Origin of the sequence: Flavobacterium cyclinae, from assembly GCF_021172145.1 — a bacterium.
GTDB lineage: Bacteria > Bacteroidota > Bacteroidia > Flavobacteriales > Flavobacteriaceae > Flavobacterium > Flavobacterium cyclinae.
In genome coordinates this window covers 2425414-2440930 of the sequence record NZ_CP089095.1, presented here as the reverse complement: position 1 = coordinate 2440930, position 15517 = coordinate 2425414, and the positions used below count along the sequence as shown (strand labels likewise).

Sequence of the window (15517 nt, the reverse complement as noted above, 5' to 3'; positions counted from 1 at the left end):
AAGGAATTATTAAAAAAAATATTAAAAATGAATTTTTTGGGATGAATTAGTTTATTTCATTATTTTTTTAAGTTAATAAAATGTTAATTCAAAATTTAAATTATAAGTACATTTTTTTAAATTAAAAGTATTTACCTGCTCCTTCAAAAGGATAATATTACTTTTAATTTGAATAATTGACTAAACTATTTTCAAAAAAGAGTTTGTTAATTATTTAAAGTCCCAAGAAAAACCATAAAGAATGTTACATAAAACCTACTACTGTATTAAAAATTATGATTAAAATTGGTGTTCGGCAGCCGTAAATGTCGGAAATAATATATTATTTAACTAACAATTAACTTTATGGAAAACAATTATTTTTCGCGAACGAGAAGCTTTTTTGAAGCTTTGTTTGCAAAAAATGTCCTCCTTTTAGCGCTGACCTTGTTAGCGGCTTTAGGGATGGAAGCGCAGACTACTGTAACCATTGGTTCTGGAACAAATGTTGGGAATAGACTTCCTATTGCTCCTTACTATGGTTACACTTACTCGCAACAAGTTGTTCTACAATCGGAAATTAATACCAGTGGTATTATCACAAAGCTCCGGTTTTACAGTAATGGTAATGCCTTAACAAATAGTAACAATTGGACTATTTATTTAGGGCATACCACTAAAACTGCTTTTACATCAGACGCAGATTGGATTCAATCGGGTGCGATGACTCAAGTATTTACTGGTACAGTCTCGGCAACAACTACAGCTGGTTGGTATGAGATTGACATCGAAGATGTCTTTCTTTACAACAACACCGACAATTTAGTAGTAGCAGTTGATGAAAATGCAGCAGGTTACAAAACTGGAAGCAGTACTAATTATTTTAGAATTTGGACAACTCCAGTAACTAATCGTGGTATTTATTACATTAATGATAATACTAATCCAAATCCAGCATCAATATCTTTGACTGGGACTCGTACTTCATACATTGCACAAATGCAATTTGATATTGCTGCTGCAGCAGGATGTACAACACCAACAGCGCAGCCAACGGCTTTAGCATTTTCAAGTGTAACAGCTACTTCATTGAGTGGATCGTTTACAATGCCTTCACCAGCCCCAACAGGCTATATGGTGGTACGAAGCACGAGTGCAACCGCACCAACCGCACCAACAGATGGAACCGCACTTGCAGTGGGCTCTACTGCTTTAGGTGCAGGTACTTATGTGGTAGCAAACACAGCAACAGGGTCTTTTACAGATTCTGGTTTGTCAGCTAATACACAATACTATTATTACATTTATTCTTATAATTCAGGATGTTCGGGTGCGCCGGCTTATTTAGCAACATCTCCTTTAACAGGAAATGTTACTACATGTATGCCAACACCAACTTCATCAGCTGCAACCTCAGTCTCATCTTCAGGCTTTACCGCAAACTGGACTGGTGCTGCAAGTGATGCAGGATATGAATTAGAAGTGTCAACAAGTAGTACATTTTCATCTTTGCTTTCAGGTTATCCTGTAGCGATTGCTAATAATGGTACAGGAATTGGTTCATATGAAGTTAGCGGATTATCTTCTGCTACTACATATTATTACAGAGTGAGAGCAACTGGTGTAACTTGTAGTAGTCCATATAGTGCTACTCAAACTGTTTTAACGAGTTGTGGTATTGATACTGTACCAACAGTAACGCAAACTTTTACCACTTACACTCCTACATGTTGGTATGAAGCAACTGGACCAATAGATGGCAATATAGTATCAGGAAGTAGTGGTTGGACGTCTAGAAATTTTGCATATTCAGGATCAAGTACCTCGGCTTCTATAAATTTATATGCTTCTCAAACTGCTAATAGTTGGCTAATTTCACCTTCAATTGATTTGGGTGCTATTGGAAATAAAGCAATTAAATTTGATTTTGCAGTTACTAACTATAGTTCTGCAGTTTCTGAATCTATGGGGTCTGATAAACTTAAAGTAGTTGTTTCTACTGATAATGGTCTGACTTGGACATCTGCAAACGTTATTAAGACTTATACAGGTCAAACTTACAGTAATATTGGTTCGTCAGAATCTATAAGTTTATATGGGTATTCAGGTGTTGTTAGAGTTGGTTTTTTAGGAGAAAGTTCGTCAAGTTCTACAGATCTTAATGTATATATCGATAATTTCCAAGTTGTAGCTGCTCCACCAGTTGTAACAAGTTTCTTGCCTTTGGCAACTTGTGAAAACAGTGAAGCATCAGTTACTATTACAGGGTCTAACCTAGCAAATGCTACGGGAGTTACTTTAAACGGAACAGCTGCAACAATTACAAATAATACAAGTACTTCATTAACTTTTATTGTTCCAAATGGAGCTACTACCGGTGTAGTAGCTGTAACAACTGCTGAAGGTACAGGTGCAAGTACAACTGACTTTACTGTTAATGCTTATCCAGTTTTGGAAGATATTGTAGGTGGTGAAGTTTCTTTGTGTAAAGACGAAACAGTTCAGTTGTCAAACTCTACTTCAGGCGGTGTTTGGACCAGTTCAGATGTATCCATTGCAACAGTTGATGCTGCAGGATTGGTTACAGCGGTTTCAGAGGGAATAGCAACTATTACCTATACAGTTGCTGTAGGAGATTGTGCTACAGCAAAAACAACTGCAATTACTGTGAACAATCCTCCTGTGATTACTGAACAAGCCATTAATCAAATTGTGTTGGATGGAGCCGATGCTACTTTTGCTATCACAGCAATAGGTTCTGGTATTTCTTATCAATGGCAAGTAAGTTATGATAATGGGGTGTCATGGAACAATATTGAAGGGGCTACTAATGCTTCTTATACACTATTGGGAGCTTCTTTTGCAGACAATGGAAAACAATTCCAATGTGTGGTTTCAGGTACAGCACCTTGTACTGCTGCAACTTCTAGCGTAGTCACTTTAACGGTTGGCTCGGTTAGTATAACTTCACATCCTGCTAATCAAACGGTTTGTTCTGATGCTGGTGCTACTTTTACGCTAAGTACTTCAGGTGATATAACCTCCTATCAGTGGCAGATTCTTGTAGCTGATGTTTGGACAGATATTGAGGGTGCTAACACGGCTTCTTTAGTATTATCAGGATTAACATCAATTAATACTGGTGCACAATACCGTTGTGTTTTAAATGGTGGAGATGTGAATTCGGAAGCTGCTACTTTAACTGTTTATGATGCAGTTGTATTAGCAACTCAACCAGAAAGTCAAGAAGTTTGTTCTAATGTTGCATCCGTAACATTTACAAGTGCTGCCACTGGTTCAGGATTAGCTTACCAATGGCAAATGAGTACTGATGGATCGGATTGGTCAGATATTTCTGGTGCCACTTCTGCCACTTATACTATTAACACACCAAGTGTTGCTTTAAATAATATGCAATATCGTGTTGTTGTATCAGGTACAGCTCCTTGTAGTGCTGTTACTTCCGATGTGGCAACATTAAATGTTAATCAGGTTGTAGCTATTACTTCACAGCCAACTTCAGTAAGTCAATGTGCTTCTGAAGAAACAGCTACTTTTACAGTTGCTGCTACTGGAGATGCGTTAAGCTATCAATGGGAATATTCTACTGATGGTTCGAATTGGACTGTTTACGAAGATGGTACTACAAACGAATTATTTATCGATTCGGCTTCTTCATTTAATGGTAATTCTTTCCGTTGTGTTGTAAGTGGAGCAGCTTCTTGTACTTCAATTACTTCTAATGTAGTGACTTTAACTGTGAATCCAGTTCTAGGTGGTGTATTTACTGTAGGTGCTGGTGGAGATTTTGAAACATTAAGTGCTGCTGTAGCTGCCTATAATGCATCAGCTTGTTTTAATGGTGATGTAGTATTTGAATTAACAGATGCTAATTATTCAACAGCGGAAACTTTCCCTATTGTAGTAAATGCAAATGCAAATGCAGGTTCTTATATCTTAACTATCAAACCAGCTGCTGGTGTTTCACCAACTATCACAGGTTCATCAACTGCAGCAATTATCAAATTAAATGGTGCAGATAATGTTATCATAGATGGTAGCAATAATGGTTCTACTTCTCGTGATTTAAGTATTATAAATACAAGTACTTCAGGATCTTCAGTGGTTTGGATTGCTAGTACGGGTGGTGCTACAAGTGGTGCTACAAATATTACAGTAAAAAACACAAAAGTTAAAGGAGGATCAGGAACTTCATCAGGTATATACGGAATTGTATCTTCTATAACTTCTTCGTTTACAACTGGTGCAGAAAACAATGATAATTTAGTAATTCAAAATAATGAAGTTACTAAAGTTTACAATGGTATTACAGCATTTAATAATTCTACGAGTACTCAAGATGGATTACTTATTACAGGAAATACAATAGGTTCAACTGTTACTGCTGATCGCGTAATCAATAGAGGTATACAAGTATCTTATGTAAATAATCCAACGATTTCTAACAATTCTATTTTTGATTTAGTAACCAATAGTTCTATTAACGTTGCGGCAATCGATTTAGGTGCAGGAGTAGTGAATGGTTCTGTACTGTCAAATAATGTTAGTAACATTAAAAGTACTTCTTCAGGAGGTTATGGTGCTTATGGTATTAACTTCTCATCTTCTACGGGTACTTCAGGAACTTTAGTTGCAAATAACATGATTAGTGATATTGCTACAAGAAATTATAGTTCATCAAGTACTCTTTATAATGCATTTGGTATACGTATTGGTGCAGCAATTCCAAATTTGAAGTTTTATAACAATACAATAAATATGTTTGGTAATGTTATTGATGGTTCTTCTGTAGGAATGTCTGCTAACTTTGTAACTACTGCAGCTGCTACTAATATTGATATGAGAAACAATATTTTTAGAAATGCTCAGGTATTTGCTACAAGTGGTTCAAAAGCATATAATGTTAGATTGTATACAGGAACTACTTTTGCAGATATTAATTACAATAACTATTATGGTTCATCAACTACTTCAACAACTTATGTTTTAGGTTATTCTGGTTCTGCAGATGTAGCTAATTTATCGACATGGCAAACCTATACAACTAAAGATTTGAATTCGGTTGCTATTGCGCCAAACTTTGTATCGGATACTGATTTACATTTAGCTTCAGGAACTAATGTTTCTTTAGATAATTTAGGAACTGTACTAGCAGAAGTAACTACTGACTTTGATGGCGATACGCGTTCTGAAACTCCAGATATGGGGGCAGATGAGTTTTCTACCTTATATTGTGGTGAGCCAGCTATTGCTGGTATAGTAACTGCTACACCAGCTTCATTATGTACTTCAGGTTCTGCAACTATTGCAGCTTCAGATTACATGATTGGCGTTGGTACAACTTACGAATGGGAATCTTCAACAGATGCTGAATTTACTAACCCTGTAAGTATGGGGGCAGCTTCATCTATTTATGCAGATGTTTCAACAGGAAATATTTCAACTACAACCTATTATCGTTTAAAGGTTACTTGTTTAACTGGAACTCCGGTTTACAGTGACCCAATTGCTGTTGTAGTTAATACGCCTGCAGTAACAACAGTTTCTCCATCCGTTACTGTTTGTACAGGTGATAGTGCTGAGTTAACAGCAGGTGGTGCTGTTTCTTATGATTGGTCGCCAGCTACAGGATTGTCTGCTACAACAGGTGATACTGTTACTGCTACACCAACGCAAACAACTACTTATACTGTAACAGGAACAGACGCTAACGGATGTACAACTACTGCTACAGTAACTGTAACAGTTAATTTATATCCGAGTGCAGTAACTATTGCACAAGGAACACCTTCAATTTGTACAGATGGTGTTATGGCTTTAACTGCTAATGGCGGAACGGTTTCTTTACCATCAACAGTTTCTTCATATGCTATTAATGGTAATACAGGAACATATACTGAAATTTCAGGTACAACATTATCAACTGCAATTGGAGATGATGTAGGTGTTGGAAACTTACCAATTGGGTTTGATTTCCCATATAATGGTTCAACACAAACCGTTTTTGGAGTATCTTCAAATGGAATTATTATTCTAGGAAATACTAGTAGTACAATTTCTGGTTATTCTTTAAATTCATTATCATCAAGTAATAATATTATTGCGCCATTATGGGATGATAATAATACTACAGGAGGTTCCATTATCTATGCAACAACTGGAACTGCTCCTAATAGAGTATTAACAGTACAATGGACAAATATGCACGTATCTGGATTTGGTAGTTCAACAAATCCAACCATTTCTATGCAAGTTCAATTATTTGAAAATGGAAATATTAGCTTTATTTATGGAGGAACAAGTGCTACTTTATCATCTCCTACTGCTTCTATTGGAATTTCGGGTGCTATAGGAAATTACTTAAGTGTAACACCTCTTTCACCTATTGAAACTTCTACAGCTTCTTCTACTTCAGAAAATACAGCTGTAGCCACTTCTAATATTCCTTCAGGAACAATGATTAATTTTGTTATGCCTACACAGCAAACAACTTTATCATGGTCTCCATTTACAGATTTATATACTGATGCTGCTGCTACATCTCCATATACAGGTCAAGATGTAAATGTAGTATATGTAAAACCATCAACAGAAATTACCTATACGGTTACTTCTTCTAATGGAGACTGTACAAGTGAAGGGTCAACAACAGTTACACCATTACCATTACCAGTAATTATTGCTTCTGAGGATGCTGTAATTTGTAATGGTGATACAACAACTTTAACTGTTTCAGGTGCTGATACTTATTCTTGGTCACCAGCAACAGGATTGTCTTCTACAACAGGTAATACTGTTGACGCTAATCCAACAGTAACAACTACTTATACTGTTACAGGTACAAGCGCTGATGGATGTCAATCTACAGATACGGTTACTGTAACTGTAAACAATCCTATTGTTATTACTTATCAAACTCCTGAGCAATCTGTTTTACCAGGTGTTTCTTCTAGTATTTCGGTTACTGCAACTGGTTCTATATCTGCTTATCAATGGATGATAAGTACTGATGATGGTGAAACTTTTGAAGTAATAGAACCAAGTGCAACTTTTGAAGGTGTGACTACCAATACATTAACAATACATAATATTGACTTGAATTATGACGGATTAAAATTCCAATGTATGATTTCAGGTACATCACCATGTAGCGATGTTTTGTCGGTACCATATCTGTTAAAAGTAAGTAATGTTGCCATCGATACTAATCCAGAAAATGTAACTATTTGTGATTCTGATACTGCATCTTTTGTAGCTATTGCAACTTCAACAGATGAGACAGTTGCTATTTCTTATCAATGGCAAATGAACACTGGTAGTGGTTTTGTCAATATTGAAGATGGGACTGATGCTTCAGGTTTAACATTTGAGGGAACAAGATCGAGTGAATTGAATATTTCTGGAATACGAATAGCTAGTACTGGTTATCAATTCCGTGTTAGAGTTAATGATTTTATTAATTCTACTACTGGAATACTTACAGTAAATGAACCTGTTTCATTAGCAACTCAACCTAGTAACCAAGTAGTATGTGTTAATGGTGGTACAGCTACTTTCGAGGTTACAGCAAATGGAGATGATTTAACTTATCAATGGCAAGTAAGTGCTGATAACGGAGTTACATGGAATACTATAGCTGATGCTACTTCCTCAACTTTACTTGTAACTAATCCAACATTAAGCATGGATGGTTATCAATATCAAGTTGTGATAAGTGGAGCAACTAATTGTTCAAGTGTTACTTCTGACTCAGCAACTTTAAATATTAATAATCCTGTTATTACTTCTCAACCGGTAGCTGCTACTGTGTTAAGAGGAAATACAGCTACATTCTCGGTTGAAGCAACTGATGCTATTTCTTATCAATGGCAGTTTTCAACTGATGGAACAACAGGTTGGGCCAATATAGATACATTACCAGCAGGTGTAACTTACAGTGGAGCTGATACAGCTACATTATCTGTGATTACTTCTGCTTCTACAGCAACAGGTGGAGCAAAATACTACCGTTGTGTAATTGATAATAATGGATGTGCAGTAAATTCTTCTGCTGCCTTATTAACGGTTAATTGGTATTGTACACCAGCTCCAACTTCAGTAGATGGTTCAGGTATCGTTAATGTTACTATGGGAGATATTAATAATTCAACTGGTTCAGAAACTGGTAGATATGGTGATTATACGGCTCAAAGTACTTCAACAACCCAATTGTCAACTGTAAACTTTAGCATTACTTATGCTACTGGTTATACGTATGGTACTAAAATTTGGATTGACTTTAATGATAATGGTGTATTTACAGATGCTGGAGAGCAAGTGTATTTCGGATTATCAACAAGTACTAATCCAACAACATTATCTGGAAGTTTTAATATTCCATTAACAGCTCCATTAGGTGCTCACAGAATGCGAATTGGAGGAACTGATAATGATGCAGGGCCATCAACACCTTGTTATACTGGGTCTTATGGTTCATTTGAAGATTATACAATAGTTATTACGCCAGTTCCAACTTGTGATAGTACACCAGTTGCGGGAACTGCAGCAGCAGCTAATGAATATGTTTGTGCTGGTGCTACAACCAACGTGGTTTTAACAGGACAAACAAGTGGTGTGTTAGGTATTTCTTTACAATGGTATGCTTCAACAAATAACGTTGACTTTACGCCAGTAGCAGATGCAACAGCAGCTACTTTAGCAACAGCAGCATTAACAGAAGGAACGTATTTCTATTGTACAGTAACTTGTGCAACTAGTGAGTTAAGTGCAAATTCTAATACTGTTTTTGTTGATGTTTATAATCCTATGATTACATCAACTACAGATGGAGAGCGTTGTGGAACAGGTACAGTAACTTTAGGAGCAGAAGCAAATGCTTCAGCGACTATCAATTGGTATGCTGCTGAAACCGGTGGTGCATCATTAGGTACAGGTATTACTTTTACTACACCAAGTATTGCAACTACAACTACTTTCTATGCAGAAGCATTTAGAGGTGGTGCAGTTGAAAATGTTGGGAATCAAGATACCGCTGAATCTGCTTTTTCAACATCTTCTACAGATGCAGGTATTGTATTTACTACAACGAAACCTAACATAACTATTAAAAAGGCTAATGTTTATGTTTCAGGTACTGGTACCTTAACCTTTACTATGAAAGATGCAGCAGGTGTTACCATTGCATCTCATACTGAAAATATTACTGATGCTTCACCAAGTGGTGCTGTTGAAGTGGTTTTACCTTCAACTTTTAATGCGCCTACCGCAGCAGCTGGTTATAAATTAACTATGACTAAAACGGGAGTTACTTGGTATTATTTCACAGGTAGTTATCCATACACTTCTAGTGCTGTTAACATCACTAGCGGATGGGGATGGGGAACTACTGCTACAGAGGTAAGAGGTATACATAATATTGATTTTGAAGCAGGTTGTACTTCCGCTAGAACAGCAGTTGTTGCAACTGTAGGTCAACAACCTACCGCTTCATTAAGTTATGCTACTCCTTTCTGTAGTTCAGCTACTAATGGTGAAGTAACATTAACAGGAACTAACGAATACCAAAATGGTACTTTCTCAGGTTCTGAAGGTTTAAGTATTGACCCAGTAACGGGAGCTATTGATGTAATGGCAACTTTACCAGGTACGTATACCGTTACCTACACGATGTTACCAACTACTTATTGTGAGGCACAAACGGCTTCTACAACTGTAGTTATCAACCAAGAATTAACATCCAACTTTAGTTATGATGCTGTTGCTTATTGTACTTCATCTACTACTATTACTCCAACAGTAACAGGTACTGCAGGTACATTTACAGCTACTCCATCAGGATTGTCAATTGATCCTTCGACAGGTGTTATTAATTTAGCAACATCTGAAGCTGGCGAATATACTGTCACTAATACTGTTACAGTAGCAGGATGTGGAGATAGTGTATCAACAGCAGTTGTTAACGTTAACACAGCGGTGGCAATTACATCACAGCCAGGTAATAGTTCTGTATTACCAGGAACGGATGTTGATTTCGCTGTTACTGCAACTGGAACTGGTTTAACTTATCAATGGCAAGTAAGCACAGATAATGGTTCTACATGGACTAATATTGAAGGTGCTACTTCTGCTACTTTAAGTTTAGTAACTGTGTCAGAAAGTGCTCAATATCAAGTGATAGTTTCAGGAGCTACGGCTTGTGATGCTGTTACTAGTAATGTAGCTACATTAACTGTAAATTCTGCCGCTATTTCACAAAACCCTGTGGACTTTACTGCTTGTAGTCAAGGAGCCAATACGGCTACTTTCTCTGTTACAACTACGGGAGAAGTTTCAGGATACCAATGGCAAGTAAATGAAGGTTCAGGTTGGTCAAATATCGCAGATGGTGGTATTTATGCTGATGCTACTTCTGCTACTTTATCATTGTCTGGTTTAGCTTTAGTTAATAATGGATGGCAATTCCGTTGTGTAATTAATGAAGCTGTAGTTTCAGAATTTGCAACTCTTAACATTAATACAGCGGTTTCTATTGAAAAAGATCCGGAAAATGTTACAGTGTGTTCTAATGGAACAGCTAGTTTTAATGTAGCTGCTAATGGAACTGCTTTATCGTACCAATGGCAAATGAGTGCTAATGGTATTGATTGGTCTGATGTTACTGGAGCTACGAGTGCTACTTTAACTCTCACAGAAGTTACTGCTGCAATGAATGGTTATCAATACCAAGTTATTGTTTCAGGTACAGCACCATGTAGTCCATTAACTTCAAATGCTGCTACATTGAATGTTAATTCAGCAGTATCAATAGCTTCTCAACCAGTAGGCGCAACCGTATGTATAGATGGGTCAGCAACTTTTACTGTTGATGCTTCTGGAGATGGTTTGGCTTATCAATGGGAAACTAGTACAGATGGTTTAACTTGGTCGTCTATCACTGACGCTATAGAAGCTTCATTAACTGTTTCAGACGCACAATTAGCCATGAATGGTACTCAATATCGTGTAGTTATTTCTGGTGCTACTGCTTGTAGCTCGGTTACGTCAAATGTGGCTACATTGGTAGTTGATGAACCAGCTGCTCCAGTATTCACACCAGCTGCACCAATTATTTGTGAGGGTAATGTTCAAACAATAGCGGTAACATCTAGCTCTAACAGTTTGTATTCTTATAATTTCGATAGTTTATCTGGATTTACAGGATCTGCGGCTTCGGTTACTTCTACATTGTTTAATGAAGGAAGTGGTTCCGTTTTATTGACTACTTCATCAACTTATGCAAATGTTAGCCTAACTATGGATACTAGTGTTGATTTGTCAGGTGTTTCTGATGCGCAATTACGTTTCTCACAAATCGTAGGAACTGAGGCAGGTTATGATTACGCAATACCAGAATATTCTTCAGATGGTGGTTCTACTTGGAATACTTTCCCAGTGGCTAACTATACTGGAAGTGCAAGTACATCTGTTTTCAATTCTGGTGTAAGATTTACATCAGCAAGTTATTCTGCTTGGGGTTCTGCTGCAACAAGTAGTCCAACGAATTCAATGTGGAAAACAGAGGTGTTATCAATACCTACTGCAGCACTAACTAACCAATTTAAATTACGTTTCCGTTACACTACAGATTCTTCAACAAATTACTATGGTTGGTTGATTGATAATGTTAGTATAGATGTTGAAAATCAATTAATATGGAGTCCGGTAGATGATTTGTATACCAATGCAGCTGCTACTATTCCTTATACTGGAGGTCATGCTACAACATTGTATGCAAAACCAAATACATCTACTGATTATACAGTTACTATTACTAATAATAATGGTTGTTCTAACTCTTCAACCGTTACCGTTACAGTAAACCCTAAACCAACACTAGCTTCAGTTGCACAAGTAGCTGCAGTTTGTGAAGGCACAACGGCTACTATTAACTTAACTGGATTAGTTGAAAATAGTACGTTCTCTTTTGGTTATAAAATTGGTACAGGTGCAACAGTGAATGTACCAAGTTTAACTGCTGACGAAAATGGTAACGCAAGTTTTGATATCAATTTAGTTGCAGCTGATCATAATCAGGTGTTAACTATTACTGCAATGCAAAGTGTAGGATGTTCGGTTTTATTAACCGAAAACAATACAACTACTTTAGCAGTGTTACAAAATGTAACGTATTATGCAGACGCTGATAGTGATGGTTTTGGAGATGCTACAGTATCAGTAGTATCTTGTGAAGGTGCTCCTATTGGTTATGTATCTAACAATACCGACTGTAATGATGCTAATGCATTAGTAAACTCTACCTCAATTTATTATGTAGACGCTGACGGAGATGGTTACGGATTTGGAGAAGCGGTTTCATTGTGTGAATTAATTGCGCCAATGGGATACGCAACAAACAATACGGATTGTGATGATACTGATGTGTCCGTTTGGCAGTCAGGATTGTTATATGTTGACGCTGATGCTGATGGATACGATGCGGGACAAACTTCAGTATGTTACGGGTCAGAAATTCCAGTAGGTTATGCTATAGCAACAAATGGTTCAGATTGTAATGATGCTGATACTTCTATTCATGAAGCAGTTCAGTATTACGTAGACACTGATGGTGATGGTTATGGTTCTACAACAACAGTCATGTTGTGTGAGTCTTCTGCTCCGGCGGGTTATTCAGTAAACAATACGGACTGTGATGATACCAATGCGGATGTATGGCAAAGTGGAGATTTTTATGTAGATGCTGATGCAGATACTTATGGAACAGGAGAAGCGGTTTCTTTATGTTATGGAGCAGCTACACCAGTAGGCTATGCTATCAACAATACCGATTGTGATGACAGCAATATTATGTTATGGCAGTCAGGCTTATTGTATGTGGATTCCGATGGAGATGGATATGATAATGGATCGGCAACGGTTTGTTATGGTGCTTCTATTCCAGAAGGATATGTAACCTCTACTCTAGGTTCAGATTGTAATGATGCGGATACGGCTATTCATGAAGCAGTTCTATATTACGTAGACGCTGATGGTGATGGTTATGGTTCTACAACAACAGTCATGTTGTGTGATTCTACGCTTCAAGAGGGTTATTCAGTAAACAATACGGACTGTGATGATACCAATGCAGCTGTATGGCGTACAGGAGATTTCTATGTAGATGCGGATGCAGATACATATGGAACAGGAGAAGCGGTTTCTTTATGTTATGGAACAAACACGCCAGCAGGCTATGCGACACGCGCAGGAGACTGTAACGATTCAAGTGCATCGGTTAATCCGGGAGCTACCGAGATATGTGGTAACGGAATAGATGACAATTGTAATGGAAGTATTGATGAGGGTTGTGTTGTTTATTCGCAAGTTCAGTCTTCACAATGTGGAGTTACTATAGGAAGTTTATCTACTGCGATTTATGCAAACATGATAAGTGGAGCTACGTCCTACACATTTGAAGTAACGGAAGGTTCAACTGTACGAGAGTTTACCCCATCTTCTGGATTACGTTACTTTAATTTAAATCAGTTAACCGGAGGGTCGTTATATGCTACTACGTATAGTATTCGAGTTAACTATTTAAAATCAGGAGTTTGGAGTGGATATGGTCCTTCATGTGAAGTGACTACGCCTGCAGTTCCAACGAGTAAAGTACAAACCTCACAATGTGGAGTTACTTTAGCGTCATTAGGGACACAGATTAGTGCAAATTCAGTAAGTAATGTAACGACATATCGATTTGAAGTTACAGATGGATTAACTGTTTCTACATACGATTCAGCTACACGTCAGTTCCAATTAACACAAGTTTCAGGTTTATCATTGCGTTATGCAACTACCTACCAGATACGCGTTAAATTATTGATTAATAATGGGCAGTGGAGTGAATATGGAGAGTCATGTGATGTTACCACTCCGTCATTACCATTAACTAAGGTTCAAACTTCACAGTGTGGAGTAACAGTTGCAGCACGAGAAACGTTGATTTATGCAGATGCAGTAACAGGAGTTTCAGGATATAGATTTGAGGTAACACGACCAAACAATACAGTTGCGGTAGTAACTACGGCATCGGGTAATGATAGATCGTTTAGTTTAAGTCAAGTTGCGGCTGATTTTGGTGAGGCCTATTCTGTTCGAGTAGCGGTATTGAACAATGGAGTTTGGGGAGAATATGGTACAGTGTGTACAGTATCAGCACCAGATCCATTGACTCAAGTTCAAGCATCACAATGTGGAATAACATTAGGTTCGTTAACTACTCCAATTTATGCAGATGCTGTTTCAGGAGCGACAAGATATCGTTTCCAAGTAACACGAGGATCAGAGGTTAGGGAGTACACCACAAGTTCGGGTTCTATACGTTACTTTAATTTAACCCAGTTAGATGGTGGGTCAAATTTTGGAGCGGCTTATTTTGTAAAAGTTGCGGTAGAGTATAGAGGTTCATGGAGAGCTTATGGAACAGGATGTTATGTAACTACACCAACACCAACCACTAAAGTTCAAACTTCACAATGTGGAATTACTTTAGCATCATTAAATACGATAATTTCAGCCAATTCAGTATCGAATGTATCGGCTTATCGATTTGAGGTAACAAAAGAAGGTGGAGAGGTAAGGACATTTGATTCTAGTACACGTCAGTTCTATTTAGCACAATTGAATCGAGGAAGTGAATTTGCTACTTATGCTACAACTTATAGTATTCGAGTTGCACTTAAGAGTGGTGGAAGTTGGATGGAATATGGCGAGTCATGTAATGTGACAACTCCATCATTACCAACAACCAAACTTCAAGGGGCATATTGTGGTAGAACTAATGTTACACCAGGAAGAAGATTGTATTCAAGTAGAGTTTTAGGAGCGTCTGCTTATCGTTTTAGAATAACCAATGGGTTAGATCAAGCGGAATATACAACTGCTTCAGCAAGTGTGTATTGGTTTACGATGAATGATGTTGATATACCATATATTACAGGTACTACTTATAATGTAGAGGTAGCGGTACTTAATAATGGTGTTTGGGGTCCTTATGGTGATGTATGTACAATAACAACACGAGGCACAGCACCAACAAGTAGAGAAGAGGTGGTTAAAGAAGATGATTCCCCAAGTAAAGTTATCTTTGCAGTTAAGGGTTATCCAAATCCATACACATCTTACTTTACAGTATCATTAGAAACGCCAAGCGCATCTATGGTTTATGTTAGAGTGTTTGACATGACAGGAAAACTAATTGAAGATCGAGAAGTGGCACCGTCACAATTGGAAGAGCTACAATTAGGTTCACAATGGGCATCAGGTGTTTACAATGTTATTGTAGCACAAGATAACCAAGTGAAAACCATACGCATGGTTAAACAAGAGTAGTGATGTAGGAAAAGTGCTCAAAGCACAACACACACTTTATTATAAACAAGAGGAGGCTGTCGAAAGACAGCCTCTTTTTTATGTTTTAATTGTTCATGTCTTTTTTGTTTTTAAATAATTTATCAACACGAAAACGTTTTCGTATTTTTTA

At 37.3% G+C, this 15517-nt stretch carries 1 protein-coding gene; it reads left to right on the top strand.

Annotation, left to right across the window (positions count from 1 at the left end; translation table 11 throughout):
• Positions 1-345: 345 nt before the first annotated feature.
• The gene (locus tag LOS86_RS11210; protein ID WP_231842191.1) at positions 346-15366 is read left to right on the top strand and encodes a DUF8696 domain-containing protein; all 15021 of its coding nucleotides are present in this window, start codon (positions 346-348) and stop codon (positions 15364-15366) included.
• Positions 15367-15517: the final 151 nt, after the last annotated feature.